This is a genomic window from Bacillus sp. NEB1478 (genome assembly GCF_031582965.1).
Classification (GTDB): Bacteria; Bacillota; Bacilli; order Bacillales; family Fictibacillaceae; genus Fictibacillus.
Map to the genome: position 1 here is coordinate 1,533,140 of NZ_CP134049.1, position 22,642 is coordinate 1,555,781.

Sequence of the window (22,642 nt, forward strand, 5' to 3'; positions counted from 1 at the left end):
TTTGACCAACCTGGGACGCTTGCTGTCGAAATATTTTAGATTAAGTGTAGCATCTGTATCTTTTATTATTATGGGAATCATTTTATATATTATATTAGTCAGTAACGTTATTCCGAATGTTGTAGACGTACGTGTCTATGAAAGAGCTCCGAGGGATATTCAATCTCCAATTACGATTCCATTAGAAGATCAGACAGAAGCCAAAAAAAGGCTTGCTGCAGAAAGTGTAAACAATGAGTATAGCTTTAATAAAGATGTTGCTTATGAACAATCTCAGCAATTAGGTGATTTAATCGATTTAATAAAGACAATCAACGAAACGGAAAGTAAAAAGAAGAAAGAGGAACCGCAGTTAACTTACGAACAGAAAGTTGATCAATTAAAGCAATACATAGATACTTCAGATATCTCTGAAGACACATTAACAGCAATGTTTCAGGCAACTGAAAGCGAATTAAGCAACATGAAGCGAATCACAGTTTCGGTGGTCAATATTGTCTTAAAAGAGCCGATAAAGGTAGAAGAAGTTGAGAATGCAAGAGATAAAGCGGTTGGTTTAATCCGCGATAATAGAAATTTATCCTATGGGTTAAGAATCGCAGCGGAAGAGATAACTCAAAGTTTTATTATTGCAAATAAAACATTGGACACGGAAAAAACACGGCAAAAACGAAAAGAAGCAAGCGACAAGGTAGAAGAAGTGGTTATAAGAGAAGGTGAAGTTCTCGCAAAAAGCGGGGCGGTTATTACACCGGAAATCTATCAAAGATTGAAAATCGTTGGGCTTCTTGATCAAGAAATGAAAACATACCCTTATTACGGTCTCTTCATTTTTGTTCTCATTTTGATGGCATCACTTTACTACTTCATGAAAGAAGAAAGAGCGAAAGAGCATTTCAAAAAGTACGTAACCATATATGCTTTATTATTCACCTTGACACTTGTTGTCATGAAACTAGTAAGTTTAAGTGCTGAAGCAGGGTTATCAAGTCTAATGTACCTTGTCCCTGTTGCTGCAGGTGCGATGATGATTAAGATGCTGTTTAACGAAGAATTGGCAGTTGTTTCTACTGTTATATTTGCTCTCAGTGCTGCTTTGATTTTTAATGAACAAACAACAGGGAACTTTAATTTTATTATGAGTTTATACGTCCTTTTTAATGGCATAGCCGGAATTGTTTTTTTAGGGAGAGCGCAGCAGCGTTCAAAAATTCTTCAAGCAGGTTTTTTTGTTTCTTTTATAGCCATCCTAACAGTAGCTAGTGTACTATTGCTTTTAAACGGGAAGTTTACATCATGGCAGATTGGGTTAGATCTTGGCTGTGCAGCTCTATCAGGATTTATTTCTGCTGTGCTTACTCTGGGTCTGCTGCCTGTTATTGAATCATCTTTTAATATTTTATCAGTCACTAAGCTTATTGAGCTTTCCAACCCCAATCACCCTATTTTGCGGAAAGTCCTAATGGAAGCTCCAGGGACGTATCACCATAGTATTATGGTTGCCAACCTTTCAGAAGCCGCGTGTGAATCAGTTGGAGCCAATGGACTATTGGCTCGGGTAGGTTCTTATTATCATGATGTAGGAAAAACAAAACGGCCACATTTCTTCATTGAAAATCAAATGAATATGGAGAATCCGCACGATAAAATTGCTCCTCAGCTTAGTAAAACAATTATTACCGCTCATCCATATGATGGGGCCGACATGCTGAAAGCGAATAAAATACCTAAAGAAATTATCGACATTGCAGAACAGCACCATGGGACGACACTGCTTAAATATTTCTATCATAAAGCCTCACAGCTATCGGAAAAAGAAGTGTCAGAATCAGATTTTCGCTACCCTGGTCCTAAAGCTCAAACAAAAGAGGTGGCAATCATCGGTATTTCGGATGCTGTAGAAGCTGCAGTAAGGTCTCTTTCAAAACCAACACCAGTAAAGATAGATCAAATTATTCGAAAAATTATTAATGATAGACTTGAAGATGGACAGTTTGATGAATGTGATCTTACTCTAAAGGAACTCGATACTGTTGCAAAGACTTTAAGTGAAACTCTTCAGGGAATTTTCCATTCCAGAATCGAGTATCCAGAAGAAACAAAAAAGGTGGAGAAACAATGACAAAATTACATGTGGAATATTTAAATGAAATGGATGAAAATAGTCAGGAATATGCCGAATTGATTTCGAACGTTCTTCAAAAAGCTGCAGAGATGGAAGGGACAGGCACTTCTGAAATCTCGGTAACTTTAGTTACAAAAGAAAGAATCCAAGAAATTAATAAAGAGTATAGAGATAAAGACAGTGTTACTGATGTTATCTCATTTGCAATGGAAGAAATGGGAGAAGACGAAATCGAAATTATTGGTGGAGAAGAGACTCGCTTCTTAGGAGATATCATCATTTGTGTTGAAGTTGCTGAAGAACAAGCATCTGATTTTGGGCATTCCATGGATAGAGAAATGGGATTCCTTGCTGTACATGGTTTGCTTCATTTACTTGGTTATGACCATATGAATGATGAAGATGAAAAAAGAATGTTTAGCCGCCAAGAAGAGATATTGGAGCAATATGGACTGAGAAGATGATTGAGTGGAAAAAGTTAATTTCGAGCTTTAAATACGCATTTGAAGGAATAGTAGCTGTATTTAAGAACGAACAAAATTTTAAAATTCACACCATTATAAGTGTAGTCGTTATTTTAACAGCGATTGCACTTGATTTTTCTAATCTTAGAATGATTATTCTGTTGATCATTATAGGCATGGTACTAGCCCTGGAATTAGTCAATACTGCTGTTGAAAAGACGGTAGATCTAGTCACTCAAAATGTTCATCCTTTGGCAAAGCAGGCGAAAGATGCTGCTGCAGGGGCGGTTTTGGTTTTTTCTATTTTTGCTGTTATAATCGGTATACTGTTATTTATAGAACCTATATTTAGCATCCTGCGTTAATACGCATAGAAAGTTGAGAAGGTGAAGATAAAATGAACAAAGAACAATTGATAGAACAAGCGAAATTAGCGAGAGAAAAAGCATATGTACCTTATTCTAAATTTAAAGTAGGTGCAGCATTACTTTCTGAAGATGGCAATGTTTACAACGGCGCTAATATTGAAAATGCAGCGTATAGTCTCACATGCTGTGCAGAAAGAACGGCTTTATTTAAAGCATACACAGAAGGCGATACTAAATTCAGTGCAATTGCTGTCGTAGCAGATACGAAGAGACCTGTACCTCCTTGCGGTGCATGCCGTCAAGTAATTTCAGAATTATGCCCTCCTGAAATGCCCGTGTATTTAACTAATTTAAATGGGGACGTGCAGGAGCTTAAAGTTAAAGAATTGCTGCCTGGAGCTTTTTCACCGGAGGATTTGAATGATTAAAGAAGGCTATAAATCTGGATTTGTTACGATTATCGGGAGACCTAATGTCGGAAAGTCAACTTTGTTAAATCAAGTTATTGGACAAAAGATCGCCATAATGAGTGATAAACCGCAAACGACGAGAAATAAAATTCAAGCCGTTTATACAACAGAAGAAGCGCAGGTTATTTTCATCGATACACCAGGCATTCACAAGCCAAAGCATAAACTCGGTGATTTTATGACTAGAACAGCACAGCAGACACTAAATGAAGTAGACTTGATTTTATTCGTTATTAATGCTGAGGAAGGCTATGGTCGAGGAGATCAATTCATCATTGACAGACTACAAAATGTAAAGAATCCAGTGTTTTTGGTAGTGAACAAAATTGACAAGGTTCACCCTGACAATTTGCTGCCATTGATTGATATGTACCGGAATAAATTAGATGTACAAGAAGTCGTTCCAATTTCAGCGTTAAACGGAAATAATGTGGATACATTGCTGAACCAGATTGTTTCTTACATGGAAGAAGGTCCACAATTTTATCCAGAAGACCAAGTAACGGACCATCCTGAACGATTCATTACAGCAGAATTAGTTCGCGAAAAAGTTCTTCATCTTACTCGTGAAGAAATTCCCCACTCTGTAGCTGTCGTTATTGAGGAAATGAAAGTACGCGAAGAAAAGAATGTAGTCTTTGTAAATGCGACGATTATTGTTGAACGTTCATCTCAAAAAGGAATCATTATTGGTAAACAAGGAAAGATGCTAAAAGAAATTGGAAAACGGGCACGAGCTGATATTGAAACACTTCTGGGATCCAGAGTATTTTTAGAACTTTATGTTAAAGTTCAGACGGATTGGAGAAACCGCCAGAAACAGCTTGCTGAATTCGGTTTCAACGAAGACGATTATTGATAAAAAACTGTTAATATTTCCTTGACATGAAATTTAACTCCCAAGGTCAACCTAGTTATATCAGGAGAAAAAACAAATAGAAAGGTGTGTCAATAATTATGAAAGAGTTTACATGGAAAGTTTTCTGTGAAACAGGCAATATTGATACCTATTTGTTATACAAAGAGCTAGACCATGAAATAACAGCAAGATCTGCAGTTATTCTTTCTGAAGAGCCTCTTGAGGATCCTCCTTTTCATTAAATAACGGGTTGCCATCTTACTTTCAGGATGGTGAAATACTATGCTTTATAAAGTAGAAGGAATAGTCATAAAAACCATTCCGTATGGTGAATCAAATACGATTATTACACTGTACACAAAAGAATTGGGAAAAATAGGCGTAATGGCAAGAGGGGCGAAAAAACCAAAAAGCCGCTTCACTTCCATTACGCAATTATTTACATATGGTATATTTGTTTTTCAAAGAACGAATAAAGGTTTAGGTACACTGCAGCAAGGAGAAGCTCTCTCGTCTTTTAGAAGGATACGTGAAGACCTCGTAAAAACAGCATATGCTGCCTATTTATCTGAACTGCTTGACCGGTTAACAACAGAAAATGACTTGAAACCAGATCTATTTGGCTGGATAAAGCAAGCCTTGGAATATATTGACCATGGTATTGATCCAGAGGTCATAACCTTTTTATTTGAAATCAAAATGATGAAAACAGCTGGAATCGTTCCGGAACTTAGCAAGTGCGTATCTTGCGGTAAAATGGAAGGTAACTTTTCGTTCTCGATAAGAGAAGGAGGTTTTCTTTGTGAAAGATGCGCATACAAGGATCCATACAGGATGAATATTTCTTCAAGCGCTGTCCGTTTGCTGCACATGTTTTATGATTTTGATCTGGCAAGACTCGGAAATGTTACTTTAAAAAAAGAAACAAAACGTGAATTGAGGACTTTGTTTGATGCCTATATGGATGAATATTCAGGTGTCTTTCTAAAATCTAAGAAATTTTTAAAACAACTTGATCAATTATCCGATTAAACTGTAAAGTTATCTTTACAGTTTTTTTAGTGCTATTTAAGTATCAAATAAGTTATAATAATAAAAATAAGTATGACACATTGGATGCGGCAAGGGTGGTGTACAAGATCGAACTTAATAAGAGACAACAAAAGATAGTTGAAATCGTTAAAGATCATGGCCCGATTACCGGGGAACATATCGCAGACCAGCTTGATTTGACCAGAGCTACTTTACGACCAGATTTAGCAATTTTGACAATGGCTGGTTATCTAGATGCAAGGCCAAGAGTAGGCTATTTTTACACAGGAAAGACAGGCTCACAGCTGCTAACAGAAAAGATTAAAAAAATTAAAGTAGCTGAATTTACATCAATGCCTGTGCTTGTTCAAGAATCATCTACTGTGTACGAAGCCATATGTACGATGTTTTTAGAAGATGTAGGTGCTCTGTATATTATCAATAAAAACGGACATCTTGTTGGTGTTGTTTCTCGAAAAGATTTATTGCGTGCAAGTATGGGGAAACAGGAAATTAACAACATACCAATTAATATTATAATGACAAGAATGCCAAACATCACGTATTGTTATAAAGACGACTTTCTACTGGATATTGCTCACATATTAATTGATAAGCAGATTGATGGACTGCCAGTGGTGAAACATTCACAAACAGGCAGCGGACTTGAAGTTGTAGGAAGAATCACTAAGACGAATATTACAAAAGCTCTAGTTGAGCTTGCTCATGATGAAATACTTTAATAAATGGGGAGGCCGAAATGACAGGACGTCCAATCGTATATATCATATCAGATTCAGTTGGAGAAACGGCTGAATTAGTTGTTAAAGCAGCGGCAAGTCAGTTTAATTCAAACGGTATTGAAATTAAGAGGGTTCCCTACGTTGAAGATAAAGAAACAATCGATGAAGTAATCTCTTTGGCAAAAGATCATAATGGGATAATTGCATACACACTTGTTATTCCAGAAGTGAGCAAATACGTGGCTCAGCAAGCTGCCCGTTACGGAATTCCAACGGTCGATATAATGGGACCAATGATGAATCAGCTGCAATCATGGCTAAATCAAGTACCTCGATATGAGCCTGGTGTTGTTCATAAGCTGGATGATGAATATTTTAGAAAAGTAGAGGCTATTGAATTTGCAGTAAAATATGATGATGGCAGAGATCCTCGTGGCATTTTAAAGGCAGATGTTGTTCTTATTGGAGTTTCAAGAACGTCCAAAACGCCGCTTTCTCAATATTTAGCACATAAACGTCTAAAAGTAGCTAATGTACCGATCGTTCCCGAGGTTGAGCCGCCAGAAGAATTGTTTAAAGTCTCACCAAAGAAATGTTTCGGCTTAAGAATCAGTCCGGAAAAATTGAACGATATAAGGCGAGAACGGTTAAAAGCACTTGGTTTAGACTCTGAAGCCAATTACGCCAACATGGAAAGAATTAAGCAGGAATTGGTTTATTTTAATAAAATAGTAGATCGAATCGGCTGCAGAGTAGTTGAAGTATCTAATAAAGCCGTTGAGGAATCAGCAAACGTAATCTATAATCTTTTTCAAGGTAAATCTTATAAATAGGGCGCAGTAATCTGCGCTTTTTTGTTTGTTCATTGATAAGCGGTGAATTTCTTTGTCAGTAACGAGCAAAACTTGCACGAAAACTGCGAGTTGCACCGATAATCGCAGTTGCATCACTTTCTCAGTGCTCATATAGGATTAACTACAATCCGCGCCTCGAAAATTTCACTTCCTCGACCTTCTTGCTTCTAAATGAAGAAACTAATTAATGTTAAGCGGGAAATCACATCGTATTCAGCAAATAATTATAATCTTTTTACTGGTAATATCATAAGGTTTTTATTATAATTATAAATTGTGATTAAAATTAATAAGTTTGACCAAAATAGTGATACATTTACTATGCTATTTTTCGACAAATACAATGAAATGCAGGAGAATGACAGGAAAAGTAGAACATATGATTATGAAAAAATTTAATGTTTACATTGATGCAGATGCTTGCCCCGTGTTAATAAAAGATGTGATTCATAATTGTTCAAAAGAATTCCATTTTGAACCCATCTTTGTTACTTCTTTTGCTCATGCGAGTCATTCTGATCAACCAGGCAAATGGATACTGGTTGATGCAAGACCAGAAGAAGTGGATATGTACATACATAATCATTCAAAGAAAAATGATATTGTGGTTACACAAGATCATGCTTTGGCAAGTTTACTTTTGCCAAAAGGGGTTTATGTTGTTACTCCTAGAGGGAAACACTTTCAAGAGGATGAAATGGAGCGAGTGCTTCATGAACGTTATCTTTCAGCTAAAGCGAGACGTTCAGGTGTCCATTCGAAAGGTCCTGCAAAATTCACGAAGGAGGATGCGGAAAGATTCTCTACAGTTTTTTGCGAAATCCTGTCGAATGTTGAAGGAAAATAACATTCTGACACGAATATATATCTAGTATCAATATGAAACAATAGATTTTGTGGTGGTAAAATGGAACGGATTCCAGAAGATTTAATAGAAAAGATCAGGTCTGCCAATGATATTGTGGACGTGATAAGTGATTATGTTCCTCTTAAGAAACAAGGCAGAAATTATTTTGGATTATGTCCATTTCATGGGGAGAAATCACCATCATTTTCTGTCTCACCCGACAAACAGATCTATCACTGTTTCGGTTGCGGAGCTGGAGGAAATGTTTATTCTTTTTTAATGAACATTGAAGGATATTCCTTTATTGAGGCTATATCTCATTTAGGAAAGAAAAGCGCTATTGAACTGCCTCAAATCAATCAGCAAAATTACTCCGTTAAAGGTACTGATGAAAAAAGAACAATGGCCGAGATTCATGAATTATTGGCTAAATTGTACCATCATTGTTTACTCCACACCAAACAGGGAAGACCAGCATTAGATTATCTTGAAAAACGAGGATTCACACGAGAATCCATTGAACGATTTCAGATAGGATTTGCACCCGATTCCTGGGAAACAGCATCACGCTTTATCGAAAAACGAGAGTTAGATATTTCATCTGCTGAAAAAGCAGGTCTGATTGGTAAACGTCAATCAGACGGAAAACCATATGATCGATTTCGAAATAGGATCATGTTTCCAATCTGGGATCGTACGGGGACTGTAGTTGCTTTTGGTGGCAGGGTTTTAGATGCCAATGATGAACCAAAGTATTTGAACAGTCCAGAATCAAAGATTTTCCATAAAGGTAAGACACTTTATGGATTGAATCTTTCACGGTCCGAAATGAGGCAGAAGCAGCATGCTGTTATATTCGAAGGCTATGTTGACACTATTTCTGCATTCAGAGCTGGCGTAACGAATGGAGTAGCAACTTTAGGTACATCTTTAACAGAAGATCACGCTGCCATTTTGAGGAGAAATGTTCAATCTGTCACAATCTGCTACGATTCTGACAGAGCAGGTGTAGAAGCAGCTTTTCGAGCATCTGAAATATTGGTAAAGCAAGGCTGCACGGTGAAAATATCTCAAATGCCAGATGGGATGGATCCTGATGACTATATCAATAAGTATGGGGACGAATCGTTTCTAAAAGATATAATAGGGGCTAGTCTAACAGTAATGGCGTTTAAAATACAATATTATAGACGTGGTAAAAATCTTCGAGATGAAGGAGAACGAATGATCTACATCGAAGAGATTATCAATGAGATTGCCCGTCTTCCAAAAGCAGTTGAAAGAGATCACTATCTCCGGCAAATTGCTTCAGAATTTAATTTGTCGTTAGATGCATTAAAGCAGCAGCAAACACAGACTTTCAAGCAACAGCAAAGGTCAAAGGATAACAGCCCAAAAAAGCGGGATAATAATTTTAGAATACAAACACTTTTGCAGAAGTCTTTATTGCCGAGAAATTTGAATGCAGAACGAATTGTTCTTGCACACATGCTTAAAAGTGAAGAATCAGCATTTCTAATTCAAGAAAAGCTGGGAAATGGCTTTAATGTGGAAGAACATAATGCAATCGCTGCATATTTGTACGCCTTTTATGAAGAAGGAAATAAACCCAATGTAGGGTTAGTCATGCAGCGGATTGATGACGACAAATTAAGAAAACTTGCATCAGAATTAGCAATGCTCACGATCAGTGATGAACTTAATGAACACGAGCTTGCTGATTATATTCGAATTATTTCAAGCTATCCTTTATTGCGTGAAATACAAGAAAAAGAGAGACAGCAGCAAAGCGCAATGCAAAGGAACGAAATAAAACTGGCAGCCCAAATTGCCCAAGAAATTATGAGAATGAAACGATCTCTTAAATAATCGGGATATAGGATGGTTGAAGTTTTGGAAGGAGGGGATCGAATGGCTGAAAAACCAAACCGTCAAGGGACGGAAGGCGAATTGACCATCGATCAAGTAAAAGAGCAGTTAGTTGAAGCAGGTAAAAAGCGAGGTCAGCTAACATATACAGAAATTACAGGGAAACTAGCACCATTTGAACAAGATTCTGATCAAATGGATGAATTCTATCATTATCTTGAAGAACAAGGTATAGAAGTAGCTGAAGCTTCAGATGAAAGTGATGATGATGAAGATCCAAAGTTCGAAATGGAGAAAGACGAGGAAGAATTCGATCTTAATGATTTAAGTGTTCCTCCTGGAGTGAAAATAAATGACCCTGTACGTATGTATTTGAAAGAAATTGGCCGTGTTGACCTTCTTTCTGCCGATGAGGAAATCGAATTGGCGAAAAGAATTGAAGACGGGGACGAAGAAGCAAAACGCCGGCTTGCAGAAGCAAACTTGCGACTCGTTGTAAGTATTGCAAAACGATATGTAGGTCGCGGTATGCTGTTTCTCGATCTCATTCAAGAAGGTAACATGGGATTAATTAAAGCTGTTGAAAAGTTTGACTATGATAAAGGTTTTAAATTTAGTACGTATGCTACTTGGTGGATTCGTCAAGCGATTACCCGTGCAATTGCTGACCAAGCTCGTACGATTCGTATTCCTGTCCATATGGTTGAAACGATCAACAAATTAATCCGCGTACAGCGTCAGCTTCTTCAAGATTTGGGCCGTGAACCTTCACCTGAGGAAATCGGGGCAGAAATGGAATTAACTCCTGAAAAGGTTCGTGAAATATTAAAAATTGCTCAAGAGCCTGTATCACTGGAAACGCCTATTGGTGAAGAAGATGATTCCCATCTTGGTGACTTTATTGAAGATCAGGATGCACTTGCTCCTTCTGAAGCAGCGGCGTATGAGCTATTAAAAGAACAACTTGAAGATGTACTGGACACACTGACTGATCGTGAAGAAAACGTCCTACGATTACGTTTTGGACTTGATGATGGCCGAACTCGTACCCTAGAAGAAGTAGGAAAAGTTTTTGGTGTAACTCGAGAGCGTATCCGTCAGATTGAAGCAAAGGCACTTCGCAAACTGCGCCATCCTAGCAGAAGCAAAAGACTTAAGGATTTTCTAGAATAAAGAGCTTGCCTATATGGCAGGCTTTTTTATTTTTCTCTGCCGTTTCATTTATTTTACTTTTTATTCCACCTCATTGCAAATCACCAAAATCAGATTTCCATCCTAAATACCTCTCAATAGATAGAATTTCGCTAAGGAGACTGTTTAAATTAAATTTTAAAATCGTTTAAATCTTGTAAAAATTCAGCATTTATATCTATAATTAAATTGTAAGCGCATACAGGATGGGCGTAAATAATTAAAGGGTGGGAAACAACAATGAATTTTACTTTAACAGAAGAGCAGCTAATGATTCAAAAAATGATGAGAGAATTTGCCGATGAAGTTGTTGCTCCAGGAGCAGAAGCAAGAGATAAGAATAAAGAATTTCCTTTAGAAATTTTTCAAAAACTTTCTAAATTAGGCATGATGGGATTACCGTTTCCAGAAGAATATGGAGGCGGGGGTGCAGACACGATCAGTTTTGCTATTGCTGTTGAAGAGTTAAGCAGGGCTTGCGGTTCAACAGGTATTACATATTCAGCTCACGTTTCTTTAGGCGGTGCACCTTTAAATTTATTTGGTACACATGAACAAAAAGAGAAATATCTTACTCCTATCTGTTCTGGGGAATCCTTTGGTGCATTCGGATTGACTGAGCCAAATGCCGGTTCAGACGCTGGAGGAACAGAAACGACAGCTGTACTGAATAATGGTGAGTGGTCAATTAACGGGAGTAAGTGCTATATCACGAATGCAAGTTATGCAAAGCATTTAGCTTTGACTGCGGTTACCAATAGAAATGGAGATAATAAGGAAATTTCCGCTATTATTGTTCCAACAGATGCTGCAGGATTTCGTGTAATTGATAATTATGAAAAAATGGGGCTGCATTCTTCAAATACAACTGAATTATTTATGGAAGATGTAAGAGTACCTGAAGAAAATTTATTAGGCAAGCGCGGAGACGGGTTTAAACAGTTCTTAGTCACATTAGACGGAGGAAGAATAGGTATTGGTGCCATGGCAGTTGGAATCGCACAGGCAGCTTATGATAAAGCCTTATCTTACGCAAAAGAACGTAAACAGTTTGGAAGATCTATTTCAAAATTCCAAGCGATTCAATTTAAACTTGCTGATATGGCCATGAAAATAGAACTTGCAAGAATGATGGTATATAAAGCAGCTTGGTTAAAAGACCAAGGAAAGAAGTTTTCAAAAGAAGCTTCCATGGCCAAATTGTATGCATCCGAAGCATGTATGCAAATTTGTTCAGAATCTGTACAAATACATGGCGGTAATGGATATATGAGAGATTACCATGTTGAGCGTTATTTTAGAGATGCCAAGCTGCTTGAAATTGGAGAAGGAACATCTGAAATTCAGAGAATCGTCATTGCAAGAGAGATTGGCTGCTAATATCCTAAAACAGATGATGGGGGTAACTAATGGCTGAGTTGTTGCAGGTAACTGTTGGAGATTGTTTAAAAAAACAAGCTGAAAAAAACATGGCACATGAAGCGATTGTTTACAGTAAACTTGGAATTCGATACACCTATCAGGAGTTTTATGAGTTAACATCAAAAGTTGCAAAAGGTTTAATGGCAATGGGAATTGAAAAGGGGGATCATATTGCAATATGGGCAACGAATGTTCCAGAGTGGCTTCTATTGCAATTTGGTTCAGCACGAGCTGGAGCAGTATTAGTAACAGTAAATACCAACTATCAAGAGGCAGAATTGGATTATTTGCTAAAACAATCTGACACAAAAGCGTTGTTTTTTATTGAAGAATTTCGTTCAACATCTTATCGGAAAATGGTCGATAGCGTTAAGAATAGAATGGATGAGTTTCCTTTGCTCAAACATTTCATTCATCTTGACAGGAAAGATGATGCCAATTATAAATGCTTTGATGACATTCTTGCTATGGGTGAATCGATCAGCGATGAAGAACTGCAAAACAGAGAAGGTTCTCTTCATTATAATGATGTTATTAACATGCAATATACTTCTGGCACAACAGGATTTCCGAAAGGTGTTATGCTGACACATTATAATATAGTAAATAATGCAAGACAGATTGCTGAGAGTATGAATCTATCATACAATGACAGATTATGCATCCCAGTGCCTTTCTTTCATTGTTTCGGATGTGTACTTGGCGTGATGGCAGCTGTTTCTATAGGAGCAACAATGGTTCCAGTTGTTCAGTTTGATCCTAAGGAAGTATTAGAAACAGTTCAAAAAGAAAAATGCACAGGACTGCATGGTGTACCAACAATGTTTATTGCAGAGTTAAATCTTCCTGAATTTGAAAAGTATGATTTACGTTCACTCAGAACTGGAATAATGGCAGGTTCACCTTGTCCAATAGAAGTTATGAAAAAAGTTATCGAAAAAATGGGCATGTCAGAAATTACGATTGCCTATGGTCAAACTGAATCTTCCCCAGTCATCACGCAAACCAGAACGGATGATTCAATTGAGAGAAAGGTGGAGACTGTCGGTAAAAAACATACTCAAGTTGAAGCGATCGTAGTCGATCCTGTTACGAATAAAGAAGTAAAAATAGGTGAACAAGGTGAGCTTTGTACAAGAGGGTACCACGTGATGAAGGGTTATTACAAAATGCCGGAAGCTACTGCAGAAGCAATTGATTCAGAAGGATGGCTTCATACTGGTGATCTAGCAACTGTAGATGAGGAAGGATATTTCAGAATTACAGGCAGATTGAAAGATATGATTATACGCGGCGGGGAAAATGTTTATCCGAGAGAAGTTGAAGAGTTTTTATATGCTCATCCAGCTATCTTGGATGTCCAGGTAATTGGCGTACCGGATAAAAAATTTGGAGAAAAAGTAGCAGCGTGTATTCAGTTGAAAAAAGGATATAAAGTTTCAGCAGAAGAATTAAAAACGTATTGCAGCGGAAAAATCTCTAATTTTAAGATTCCGGAATACTACTTGTTTCTAGATGAATATCCTATGACAGCTTCTGGAAAAATACAAAAATATAAGCTGAGAGAACAAGCGTTAGAGGCTTTAACAGTGAGTTTTTCATGAAAAAGATGAGCCAAAAGCAAAAAAAGCTTTGGCTCATTTTTTTTAAAATGTCCAGTATTCATACAAAAAATATAAAATTGTTATATCTTGTGACAAAACAGGGAAATATATAGTTTGCCCTTCCCAAGTAAACGCTTTTAAAGTACAATAGAAAATGGATTATTAATACATAATAAGAGTTTTGAAAACAACAAATGTGTGATACAGACGAAGGAGGAATTTGAATGAAGCGTAATCCACTCATTCCTTTTGCAATTATTGGAGTTATTGGAATTATTCTCATGCTTACAATGGGCGGATATGGTGTAAATAATATACACCAAGCAAGCGAAAATAAAGATAAGGCTGCTATGGATCCACAAGCTATCTTCAAACAAAACTGTTCTTCTTGTCACGGACAGAATCTTGAAGGTGGAGTAGGTCCTAAACTAGCCAACATTGGCGGCAAATATTCTGAAAAAGAAATTGCTGAAATCGTTAAAAACGGTAAAAGCGGCGGAATGCCAGCAGGTGTAATCAAAGGTGAAGAAGCAAAAATAGTTGTGAAGTGGCTTTCAGAAAAAAAATAAAATAAAAAAAGCTTCTTGTTTCTTTATAACAAGAAGCTTTTTTTATGTGTTGCAGTAAAGAATAGATAATGATTAAAATAGTAGAACAAATGAATATAAAGAAGTGGTGATTATAGTGAATTCTGAAAAATTGTCCAATAGACTTGAAAGAGTAGCATCATATGTACCTGAAGGAATTGTATTAGCAGATATCGGGTCTGACCATGCCTACTTACCTTGTTATTTAGGATTGAAAAATACGATAAAAAAAGGGATTGCTGGAGAGATTACAGATGGACCATTTTTGTCAGCAAAACAACAAGTAAAACAAAACGAGCTAAATAAGGTTATTGAAGTTAGAAAAGGAGACGGATTATCAGTTCTTCAAGAAGACGAAGCTGAAGTCATTACCATATGCGGTATGGGAGGAGCACTTATTACCTCTATTCTTGAAAATGGTAAATTAAAACTGGGTAAAACTAAAAGGCTAATCTTACAGCCGAATGTAGGGGCGAAAACGGTTAGAAAATGGCTTTTAAAAGAAAACTGGGTGCTTATTGCTGAAGAAATTTTGTCTGAGGACGGTAAAATATATGAAATACTTATTGCTGACCGTGAAGGAAAACAGCCATACACAAATAAAAAAGAAGCAGAATTGCTGCTGGGTCCTTATTTAATAAGAAATCAAAACAAAGCATTTAAGGAAAAATGGTCAGGGGAAGTTAAGCTATGGAATGCTATTTTAACTCAAATGGAGAATGCTAAAAATGTAACATCTGATAGCAAAAAAGAAGAATTAATAAACAATATAAAATATGTAAAGGAGTGGATGGAATGACGAAAACGGCTAACGGGCAGTTTATCATTTCACTGCTTGAAAGTTTTGCGCCAAAAAAATTAGCTATTGAAGGCGATCCGATTGGATTGCAAATTGGTTCATTAAATAAACCTGTTCATAAAGTAATGATCGCACTTGATGTATTGGAAAGTGTTGTAGATGAGGCTATTCAAGAAGAGATTGATTTAATTATTGCTCATCACCCTTTACTGTATCGCCCATTAAAAAAAATTGATACGGAATCATCACAAGGAAGAATAATTGAGAAACTCATTAAAAATGAAATTACTGTTTATGCAGCTCATACGAATTTAGATGTTACGGCGTCAGGCGTGAATGATTGGCTGTCAAGCGCTTTACAGCTCCAACAGACAGAAGTTCTTTCTCCAACCTATGAAGAACAGTTAGTGAAACTGAGTGTGTTTGTACCCTCATCACATAGTGAGGCTGTGAGACAGGCAATCGGAAATGCAGGTGCAGGCCACATAGGAAATTACAGCCATTGTACTTTTTCATCTAATGGATTTGGAACATTTACGCCGTTAGAGGGTACCAACCCATACATAGGAGAAAAGGGAAAGCTTGAAAAAACAGAAGAAATAAAAATTGAGACTATACTTCCTTTGAAATTTCAAAACCAAATCATTTCAGCAATGAAAAAAGCACATCCTTATGAAGAAGTGGCTTACGATTTATATCCTTTAATAAATAAGGGCAATGAGCTTGGAATTGGAAAGATTGGTTTACTCCAAAATGAAATGAATATCGAACAATTTGCCGAACATGTTAAGAAAGCCTTTGGAATTAAAAATATCAGAGTGGTAAAAGGTCATAACCATTCTATAAAAAAGGTAGCAGTAGTAGGGGGCGACGGAAATAAATATATTTATCCAGCAGCAAGAAAAGGGGCAGATGTATTAGTCACCGGAGATATTTATTATCATAATGCACATGATGCACAGGCTGAAGGTCTAACGATAGTTGATGCAGGACACCACATTGAAAGGATCATGAAATCGGAGCTGAAACGAGTTCTGGAACATGAACTGGCTGAACGAAAATATGTAACAGCTGTACTCGAATCTAAAATCGTTACAGAACCATTTACTTTTATGTAAATAAAAAATCTGGTCCGTCAAGGCAGACCAGATTTTTTATTTTTTTTCTTTTACTTTTGGTAATATGCGATTTAATGTTACTTTACGTTCTTTTTCCCATGTCTCTTGGTTATTTTCATCGTACTTTTGAAGGAAGTCTATTACTTCTTTAGTAATTGGTGTTGGAGTAGAAGCACCAGATGTGATTCCTACTTTTTTAACACCTTTTAGCCAATCAAGATCTATTTCAGAAACATCTGAGATTCTGTATGCTGGCGTACCTGCAATTTCTTCTGAAACCTGGGCAAGTCTATTTGAATTATTGCTTCTTGGGTCGCCGACGACAAGAACTAAGTCACATTCACCCGCTTGACCAGCTACGGCTTCTTGGCGAACTTGTGTAGCGAGACAAATTTCTTTATGAACTTCTGCATGTGGGTACTTCATTAATAAACGTTTTATAAGTTCAGCAACGTCCCATTGGCTCATTGTCGTTTGATTTGTAATCAGCAACTTTTCACTATTTACTTGAAGCTGATCCAGATCGCCAACATTTTCTACAAGATGGACGATGTGCGGTGCTATGCCAATTGCCCCTTCTGGTTCAGGGTGTCCTTTTTTTCCGATATAAACTATCTCATATCCTTCTTTTTCTTTTTCGCGAATCAAGTCATGTGTTTTCGTAACGTCTGGACAAGTTGCATCAATTTCATATAATCCTTTTTCTAAAGCAATTCTTCTTACTTCTGGTGAAACTCCGTGAGCAGTATAGATAACTGTGCCAGATTCAATTTTTCGAATGATATCTAATCGGTTATTCCCATCAAGTGTAATGATACCTTCTTCTTCAAAAGCATCAGTTACATGTTTGTTATGAACAATCATACCTAATATATATATCGGTCTTGGAAGGGTAGGATCCTTAGCAGCTTGGCGAGCCATCACCATAGCATCTACAACTCCGTAACAATACCCTCTTGGTGAAATTTTTATAATTTCCATGGTATACCTCTCCTTTACCATATAAAAGACAGCACAGAATGCGCTGTCTCGGGAGATTTTATTTCTGTAATTCAATTATAAAGGAGAGAGCAAAAGAACTCAAACACAATACTTACACATACAATTTTGGTCCTGAAAGATGATACCCTTTAGGCTTCTTAGATTGTGGATACGAGGGTACTGTTTTTGTAGATGGTGACCTTTTTTGTGATTGTCTTGAATGTTTCTTTTCAGATTCGGGCTCTGAAGCAGCGCTATTCTCTTTTTTCTCTTTGGTTTCCTTTTTTTCTTTGGTTTCCTTTTTTTCTTTACTTTGTTTATTGAGTTCAGTATGTTCTTTTTTATCTTGATTTTTCTCTTTTATCTCAGCTTTTTTGGAGGTTTCTGGACTTGCAGAATCATCGTCCGTTTTACTAGATCCCCCAGATTGGAAGTCCTTAAAAGCAGACATTAAAGATGGAAGATTTCTCATTGCAGGACCATATTGTTTTATCATTGGTCCCATCGTTTCAGCAACTTTTAAGACTTTCTGCACGTTTGTTAACATCGTAAATACATTCGTGCCGCCTGTCATCCCGCCACTGCCAATACTACCTAGGAATCGGTCGACAGATCCGGGATGAGGCGGCATTGCAGTCATCCCGGGCATTCTATTCATGCCGTACATGTGCGGATTGACTTGAAAGGGCTGCATAGGATGTTGCGGCTGAGTTGGATATCTGTAATAAGGCTGCATAATTCCTCCTCCTTTCCATAATAATACGCTCATATACAGAATATGAAATTCTGTCAAACTTGTGTGATATTTATCCCGGTTTTCATTGTTTTATCTAAGGAACATTGGCGGAAAAGCAAAAGTTAATCTATAATACTAAAAGTGAACAGAATTTGATCTTAAAGAAAAGGTGAACTTATGAAAACTCCGTTCGAACGGTTAAAAATAAATGAATCATTGCAAGATGCTCTAATGAAAATAGGATTTAAAAAACCAACAGATATTCAGGAACGTGTAATTCCTGGAATTATTAATGGACAGGATATGATCGGGCAATCTCAAACTGGTTCAGGAAAGACGTTTGCTTTCTTACTTCCTCTTATGCATAGAATTGATAACAACAAAGATGAAGTACAAGCAGTGATCACAGCTCCAACTAGAGAATTGGCTCAACAAATCTATAATGAGTTTTTGAAGATTTCAGAACAGATGCCTGAAGAAGCACAAATCCGTGCTAAAGCAATCGTAGGCGGTACGGATAGAAAGAGAATGGCTGAAAAACTTAAATCAGTACCTCAGCTTGTTATTGGTACTCCTGGACGGATTAATGATCTTGTAAAAGCACAAGAACTAGTTGTTTACACTGCTAATATGCTTGTTGTTGATGAAGCAGATCAAATGCTCGATATGGGCTTTATTGAAGATGTAGACCATATTGCATCCAGAATGGCGAACGAACTGCAAATGATGGTATTTTCAGCAACTGTTCCTGAAAAGCTGCAGCCTTTCTTGAAAAAATATATGAAGAATCCTAAACATGTTCATGTTGAGCCCCAACATGTTACAGCTAAAGATATTAAGCATGTTCTACTTGAAACGAAGCACAAAGATAAATTAACGATGCTGATTAAAACAGCAAAAGATTTTAATCCGTTTTTTGCTATCATTTTTGCGAATACGAAAAAAACAGTCGATGAAATCGCTGACGCTATGGCTGGTGAAGGGCTGAGCGTAGAACGTTTGCATGGAGATATTCCGCCTCGAACAAGAAAAAACATTATGAAACGTGTTCAAAAAGCAGAATTTCAATTTCTAGTTGCTACTGATCTTGCAGCTAGAGGTATCGACATAAAAGGTGTTAGCCATATTATTAATTACGAATTCCCGAAAGACCTCGACTTCTATATCCATCGTGCAGGAAGAACAGGCCGGGCTGGAATGTCGGGAATATGCGCATCTTTATTTGAACCAACAGACCAGCATGCTGTTCAAAAGCTAAAAGAAAAAAAGATTAGCTTTCAGTTTGAACAATATAAAAACGGTGAGTGGGTTGCTGTTAAGCAGAGAGAAAAGACAAGTACCAAACCACAAGACAGTGTTTATGTTCCTAAGCCAAGAAAGGTGAAACCGGGATATAAAAAGAAAATTGACGAACAAAAGAAAAAATTAATGAAGAAGAGTAGAAGAAATCAGAAATAAAGTTTCACTGGGGAGAGGGATAAGTATGGTTAAAATTGGTTCACATGTTTCAATGAGCGGCAAAAAAATGCTTTTGGCTGCGAGTGAAGAAGCTGTTTCATATGGTGCGAATACTTTTATGATCTATACAGGTGCACCTCAAAACACTAGACGTAAGAAAATAGAGGACCTGAATATTGAAGCGGGCACTAAGCATATGCTCGAAAACGGTATAACCGATATCATTGTTCATGCTCCTTATATTATTAATATTGGTAATGCCGTTAAGCCTGAGACTTTTCAGCTGGGTGTAGATTTTTTAAGAAGTGAAATTGAACGTACTGGTGCTTTAGGGGCTAAGCAAATTGTTCTTCATCCTGGTGCACATGTTGGCGAAGGCAGTGAAGCAGGAATTAAAAAAATTATTGAAGGTTTAAATGAAGTTCTTACGAAAGAACAAGACGTTCAAATTGCATTGGAAACTATGGCAGGTAAAGGTTCGGAGTGCGGGAGATCTTTCGAAGAATTAGCACAGATCATCGAGGGTGTAACTCTTAATGAAAAACTGTCTGTATGTTTTGATACTTGTCATACTCATGATGCAGGGTATGATATTGTTAACGATTTTGATGGGGTATTAAATCAATTCGATAAAACGATCGGTATTGACAGAATCAAGGTTTTTCATATTAATGACAGTAAAAATATTTGCGGAGCATCAAAAGATAGACATGAAAATATTGGTTTTGGCCATATCGGTTTTGACGCTTTAAATTATATTGTTCATCATAAGCAGTTCAAAGACATACCCAAAATTTTAGAAACTCCTTATGTTGGAACGGACAAGAATAATAAAAAAGCTCCATATCAATTAGAAATTGAAATGATTAAACGAAAAGAATTTGATGCAGAACTTCAAAACAAATTGTTGTCTTAATTAAAGATCAATGTATAATCGACGGTTAGTTTCACGCATAAAAACCCACAATTTCTATTAAAAAAACCGCACTCTTGTGCGGTTTTTTTAATAGAACCTATCTGTCAATATACGTTTGGATTAAGTATTGAATATAATTCGCTTTTTCAGGACTAACTTCTTTTGCGATTGTTGCGATTATTTGTTTGCGCTGAGTTTGATTGTTAATGTCAATTGTCTGCCTTCGTAGGATAGCTACAATCTGTTCTGCTTCTCTTTGAGTAATCGGAAGCTGGTATTGTGCAGCAAGTGAAATCAATTCCTTCGGGCTTATTGAATTCAATTTTTGATTTACGAAATGGGCGATAATTGGATTCATAGGAAAAATCCCCTCCTGACTTTTTCATTCTATGAGTCAAGAGAAGAGAAAGTGCTAAAAAAATAAAGACTTTGGAATAATCCAAAGTCTTTTAATTCTTTTTATACAATTGTATGAAGTACAAAGTTCATAAAAAACAAGAAAGCTATTACATACATCGTAACTGGGACTTGTTTCTTTTGTCCTGTTACCCACTTTATCAATGGATAAGCAATAAACCCGAACGCAAGTCCATCAACAATACTGTATGTTAACGGTATTAATGCGATTATGAGAAATGATGGAAACATTTCAGTAAAATCAGCTAAAGGAATGTGCTGAATTTGCTGAACCATCAATCCGCCGATGATTATTAATACAGGCGCGATGGCTCCATCAGGAATATAAGCAATATACGGTGCTGCAAACAGCGTTCCAAGGAATAAAATAGCAACGGTGATACTCGTGATACCTGTTCTTCCGCCTTCAGTTATTCCCGATGCACTCTCGACCGTCGAGATTGTTGGACTTGTTCCAAATAATCCAGATACGATTGATGATGCAGCATTTGCTTGAAATGCTTTTGGAAATTTTTCTTGATCGGGAAGCAAACCATACAATAAACCCATATTTTCAAAGGTAATAATCATTGTAAGTGAAAAAGTTGCAATCCAGAATGAAAGTTCAGTAATTCCTGATAAATCGAAAGCAAACAGAAGCTCACCAAAAGGTTTTAATGAAAACCCGTCAGACATTCCTGTTACTTGCTGTTTGTGACCCATCAAGAATCCAACAATTGTTGTTACAGCAATACCAATAAGAAAACTGCCCTTAACATTTCTTGCAAACAAAGTCAGTGTCAAAACAAGCCCGACAATTGTTAAAATTGCATCTGGATTATTGAGATGCCCTAACTTAACAAAGGTCGCAGAACTTGCTTCAATAATACCGCCTTTCTGAAGTCCGATAAATGTTAAAAACAATCCGATACCGACAGTAATACTATGCTTCAAAGACTGAGGTATGCTTCTTGATAGTATATCTTTCAGCGGTGTTGAAGCAGTGATCATAAATAATATTCCTGAAATGACTACTGCAGCAAGAGCTTCCTGCCAGCTTAAATTCATTCCTTGAACAATCGTATAGGTAAAAAATGCATTAACTCCCATACCTGGTGTTAAAATGATAGGAGCATTTGCATAAAGTCCCATTATTAAACATCCAACAACAGAAGTTAAAATCGTTGCAATTACAACACCTTCATACGGCATGCCAGCATCTGCTAATATTAATGGATTAACGATAATAATATAAGCGATTGTAAAGAACGATGTTAAACCTGCAAGTACTTCTTTTTTGATCGAAACGAAATTTTGTTTCATGTGTTCCTCTCTAAAATCTAAAAAAACCCTCTCCCACCCAGCAGAAACCTGCCAGAAATGATTATATATGAAAAGAGGCAACAAGGCTAGGAAATGTTTTTATAAACAAATAAAGCAATTAAAGTGATTTGTTTTTTTACTTTATATATTAAGCTTTTTTTCTAAAAATTGTTGCTTTTAAATTATTTTCTAATAGACTTCATTGTCAAGATGATTGGAGCGTAAAGTACGAGGCTCAGACTAGGAACAGCGTGCCTTTTCCCCTGAGGATCCTTCTGGCAAGGCATGCGACGAGGAGCCTTTCGATGTTGATTTGCTTGCAGACGCAGGTGCACACATGCTTCCTCAATATGGATCTTCATCTACCGTGGCTCACCGCCCGGGCAGCGGAAAGTGGGCATCCTAGAGCGGAAATCAACCACTTATAACAGCAGTAATGGTTACGCAAACAGACTTATTTGAAAAGAAAACCCATGTCAA

General features: G+C 36.9%; 23 protein-coding genes. 19 read left to right on the top strand and 4 right to left on the bottom strand.

Annotation, left to right across the window (positions count from 1 at the left end):
- The first annotated feature begins 1 nt into the window (after position 1).
- From RGB74_RS07400 to RGB74_RS07480, 17 genes are all read left to right on the top strand, one after another.
- Positions 2-2,122 carry an HD family phosphohydrolase gene (locus RGB74_RS07400; protein ID WP_310762345.1) on the top strand — a complete coding sequence of 707 codons (2,121 nt, stop codon included), beginning with the start codon at positions 2-4 and terminating at the stop codon, positions 2,120-2,122.
- 29 nt (positions 2,123-2,151) lie between these two features.
- Complete coding sequence (gene ybeY, locus RGB74_RS07405) at positions 2,152-2,589, top strand: rRNA maturation RNase YbeY (protein WP_396136054.1); 438 nt, start codon at positions 2,152-2,154, stop codon at positions 2,587-2,589.
- Positions 2,586-2,954, top strand: a complete 369-nt coding sequence (locus tag RGB74_RS07410; RefSeq protein WP_396136029.1) for a diacylglycerol kinase family protein — start codon at positions 2,586-2,588, stop codon at positions 2,952-2,954. The genes ybeY and RGB74_RS07410 overlap by 4 nt, the downstream gene beginning before the upstream one ends.
- 32 nt (positions 2,955-2,986) lie before the next feature.
- The gene (locus RGB74_RS07415; protein WP_310762347.1) at positions 2,987-3,385 is read left to right on the top strand and encodes a cytidine deaminase; all 399 of its coding nucleotides are present in this window, start codon (positions 2,987-2,989) and stop codon (positions 3,383-3,385) included.
- Entirely contained in the window at positions 3,378-4,286 is a 909-nt protein-coding gene (gene era, locus RGB74_RS07420) for a GTPase Era (RefSeq protein WP_310762348.1), read from the top strand. Before RGB74_RS07415 ends, era begins: the two co-directional genes overlap by 8 nt.
- A 98-nt stretch (positions 4,287-4,384) precedes the next feature.
- Positions 4,385-4,528 (top strand): YqzL family protein, encoded by a 144-nt coding sequence (locus RGB74_RS07425; RefSeq protein ID WP_310762349.1) that lies wholly within the window; start codon positions 4,385-4,387, stop codon positions 4,526-4,528.
- Between the two features lie 40 nt (positions 4,529-4,568).
- Positions 4,569-5,318, top strand: a complete 750-nt coding sequence (gene recO / locus RGB74_RS07430; protein WP_310762350.1) for a DNA repair protein RecO — start codon at positions 4,569-4,571, stop codon at positions 5,316-5,318.
- Positions 5,319-5,416: 98 nt separating this feature from the next.
- Positions 5,417-6,061, top strand: coding sequence for a transcriptional regulator CcpN (locus RGB74_RS07435; RefSeq protein ID WP_396136055.1), 645 nt, complete (start codon positions 5,417-5,419; stop codon positions 6,059-6,061).
- Between the two features lie 17 nt (positions 6,062-6,078).
- A complete protein-coding gene (locus RGB74_RS07440) occupies positions 6,079-6,894 on the top strand; it encodes a pyruvate, water dikinase regulatory protein (protein ID WP_310762352.1) in 816 nt (271 codons plus the stop codon).
- 379 nt (positions 6,895-7,273) lie between these two features.
- Entirely contained in the window at positions 7,274-7,762 is a 489-nt protein-coding gene (locus RGB74_RS07445) for a YaiI/YqxD family protein (RefSeq protein WP_310762353.1), read from the top strand.
- A 60-nt stretch (positions 7,763-7,822) separates the two neighbouring features.
- The gene (gene dnaG, locus RGB74_RS07450) at positions 7,823-9,631 is read left to right on the top strand and encodes a DNA primase (protein WP_310762354.1); all 1,809 of its coding nucleotides are present in this window, start codon (positions 7,823-7,825) and stop codon (positions 9,629-9,631) included.
- 42 nt (positions 9,632-9,673) lie between these two features.
- Positions 9,674-10,804 carry an RNA polymerase sigma factor RpoD gene (rpoD, locus tag RGB74_RS07455; protein WP_310762355.1) on the top strand — a complete coding sequence of 377 codons (1,131 nt, stop codon included), beginning with the start codon at positions 9,674-9,676 and terminating at the stop codon, positions 10,802-10,804.
- A gap of 258 nt (positions 10,805-11,062) precedes the next feature.
- Positions 11,063-12,202 (top strand): acyl-CoA dehydrogenase family protein, encoded by a 1,140-nt coding sequence (locus tag RGB74_RS07460; protein ID WP_310762356.1) that lies wholly within the window; start codon positions 11,063-11,065, stop codon positions 12,200-12,202.
- Between the two features lie 29 nt (positions 12,203-12,231).
- The gene (locus RGB74_RS07465) at positions 12,232-13,848 is read left to right on the top strand and encodes an AMP-binding protein (RefSeq protein WP_310762357.1); all 1,617 of its coding nucleotides are present in this window, start codon (positions 12,232-12,234) and stop codon (positions 13,846-13,848) included.
- Between the two features lie 224 nt (positions 13,849-14,072).
- Positions 14,073-14,417 (top strand): cytochrome c550, encoded by a 345-nt coding sequence (gene cccA, locus RGB74_RS07470; RefSeq protein ID WP_310762358.1) that lies wholly within the window; start codon positions 14,073-14,075, stop codon positions 14,415-14,417.
- A gap of 115 nt (positions 14,418-14,532) precedes the next feature.
- Entirely contained in the window at positions 14,533-15,234 is a 702-nt protein-coding gene (locus RGB74_RS07475; protein ID WP_310762359.1) for a tRNA (adenine(22)-N(1))-methyltransferase, read from the top strand.
- Positions 15,231-16,352, top strand: coding sequence for a Nif3-like dinuclear metal center hexameric protein (locus RGB74_RS07480; RefSeq protein ID WP_310762360.1), 1,122 nt, complete (start codon positions 15,231-15,233; stop codon positions 16,350-16,352). The genes RGB74_RS07475 and RGB74_RS07480 overlap by 4 nt, the downstream gene beginning before the upstream one ends.
- Before the next feature lie 36 nt (positions 16,353-16,388).
- Here RGB74_RS07480 and RGB74_RS07485 read toward each other — a convergent pair whose 3' ends face one another.
- Complete coding sequence (locus RGB74_RS07485; RefSeq protein ID WP_310762361.1) at positions 16,389-17,333, bottom strand: 4-hydroxy-3-methylbut-2-enyl diphosphate reductase; 945 nt, start codon at positions 17,331-17,333, stop codon at positions 16,389-16,391.
- Between the two features lie 112 nt (positions 17,334-17,445).
- Positions 17,446-18,069: a VrrA/YqfQ family protein gene (gene vrrA / locus RGB74_RS07490; protein ID WP_310762362.1), complete on the bottom strand. Its 624-nt coding sequence runs from the start codon at positions 18,067-18,069 to the stop codon at positions 17,446-17,448.
- Positions 18,070-18,246: 177 nt separating this feature from the next.
- Here vrrA and RGB74_RS07495 point away from each other — a divergent pair, with 177 nt between their 5' ends.
- Positions 18,247-19,527 (top strand): DEAD/DEAH box helicase, encoded by a 1,281-nt coding sequence (locus RGB74_RS07495; protein WP_310762363.1) that lies wholly within the window; start codon positions 18,247-18,249, stop codon positions 19,525-19,527.
- Between the two features lie 25 nt (positions 19,528-19,552).
- Positions 19,553-20,443, top strand: coding sequence for a deoxyribonuclease IV (locus tag RGB74_RS07500; RefSeq protein ID WP_310762364.1), 891 nt, complete (start codon positions 19,553-19,555; stop codon positions 20,441-20,443).
- Positions 20,444-20,540: 97 nt separating this feature from the next.
- Here the strand turns inward: RGB74_RS07500 and RGB74_RS07505 are convergent, their stop codons facing one another.
- Together RGB74_RS07505 and RGB74_RS07510 are read right to left on the bottom strand one after the other, a co-directional pair.
- A complete protein-coding gene (locus tag RGB74_RS07505; protein WP_310762365.1) occupies positions 20,541-20,801 on the bottom strand; it encodes a DUF2624 family protein in 261 nt (86 codons plus the stop codon).
- A gap of 101 nt (positions 20,802-20,902) precedes the next feature.
- Entirely contained in the window at positions 20,903-22,162 is a 1,260-nt protein-coding gene (locus tag RGB74_RS07510; protein ID WP_310762366.1) for an NCS2 family permease, read from the bottom strand.
- Between the last annotated feature and the right edge of the window lie 480 nt (positions 22,163-22,642).

What these genes read in the sequence shown, in the direction of transcription:
- RGB74_RS07460 (WP_310762356.1), top strand. Translation starts at nt 11,063, where the DNA reads ATGAATTTTACTTTAACAGAAGAGCAGCTAATGATTCAAAAAATGATG.
- dnaG (WP_310762354.1), top strand. Translation starts at nt 7,823, where the DNA reads ATGGAACGGATTCCAGAAGATTTAATAGAAAAGATCAGGTCTGCCAAT.
- RGB74_RS07505 (WP_310762365.1), bottom strand. Translation starts at nt 20,801, where the DNA reads ATGAATCCAATTATCGCCCATTTCGTAAATCAAAAATTGAATTCAATA.
- recO (WP_310762350.1), top strand. Translation starts at nt 4,569, where the DNA reads ATGCTTTATAAAGTAGAAGGAATAGTCATAAAAACCATTCCGTATGGT.
- RGB74_RS07500 (WP_310762364.1), top strand. Translation starts at nt 19,553, where the DNA reads ATGGTTAAAATTGGTTCACATGTTTCAATGAGCGGCAAAAAAATGCTT.
- era (WP_310762348.1), top strand. Translation starts at nt 3,378, where the DNA reads ATGATTAAAGAAGGCTATAAATCTGGATTTGTTACGATTATCGGGAGA.
- RGB74_RS07440 (WP_310762352.1), top strand. Translation starts at nt 6,079, where the DNA reads ATGACAGGACGTCCAATCGTATATATCATATCAGATTCAGTTGGAGAA.
- RGB74_RS07445 (WP_310762353.1), top strand. Translation starts at nt 7,274, where the DNA reads ATGACAGGAAAAGTAGAACATATGATTATGAAAAAATTTAATGTTTAC.
- RGB74_RS07410 (WP_396136029.1), top strand. Translation starts at nt 2,586, where the DNA reads ATGATTGAGTGGAAAAAGTTAATTTCGAGCTTTAAATACGCATTTGAA.
- vrrA (WP_310762362.1), bottom strand. Translation starts at nt 18,069, where the DNA reads ATGCAGCCTTATTACAGATATCCAACTCAGCCGCAACATCCTATGCAG.
- RGB74_RS07485 (WP_310762361.1), bottom strand. Translation starts at nt 17,333, where the DNA reads ATGGAAATTATAAAAATTTCACCAAGAGGGTATTGTTACGGAGTTGTA.
- rpoD (WP_310762355.1), top strand. Translation starts at nt 9,674, where the DNA reads ATGGCTGAAAAACCAAACCGTCAAGGGACGGAAGGCGAATTGACCATC.
- RGB74_RS07510 (WP_310762366.1), bottom strand. Translation starts at nt 22,162, where the DNA reads ATGAAACAAAATTTCGTTTCGATCAAAAAAGAAGTACTTGCAGGTTTA.
- RGB74_RS07415 (WP_310762347.1), top strand. Translation starts at nt 2,987, where the DNA reads ATGAACAAAGAACAATTGATAGAACAAGCGAAATTAGCGAGAGAAAAA.
- cccA (WP_310762358.1), top strand. Translation starts at nt 14,073, where the DNA reads ATGAAGCGTAATCCACTCATTCCTTTTGCAATTATTGGAGTTATTGGA.
- ybeY (WP_396136054.1), top strand. Translation starts at nt 2,152, where the DNA reads ATGGATGAAAATAGTCAGGAATATGCCGAATTGATTTCGAACGTTCTT.
- RGB74_RS07480 (WP_310762360.1), top strand. Translation starts at nt 15,231, where the DNA reads ATGACGAAAACGGCTAACGGGCAGTTTATCATTTCACTGCTTGAAAGT.
- RGB74_RS07465 (WP_310762357.1), top strand. Translation starts at nt 12,232, where the DNA reads ATGGCTGAGTTGTTGCAGGTAACTGTTGGAGATTGTTTAAAAAAACAA.
- RGB74_RS07495 (WP_310762363.1), top strand. Translation starts at nt 18,247, where the DNA reads ATGAAAACTCCGTTCGAACGGTTAAAAATAAATGAATCATTGCAAGAT.
- RGB74_RS07425 (WP_310762349.1), top strand. Translation starts at nt 4,385, where the DNA reads ATGAAAGAGTTTACATGGAAAGTTTTCTGTGAAACAGGCAATATTGAT.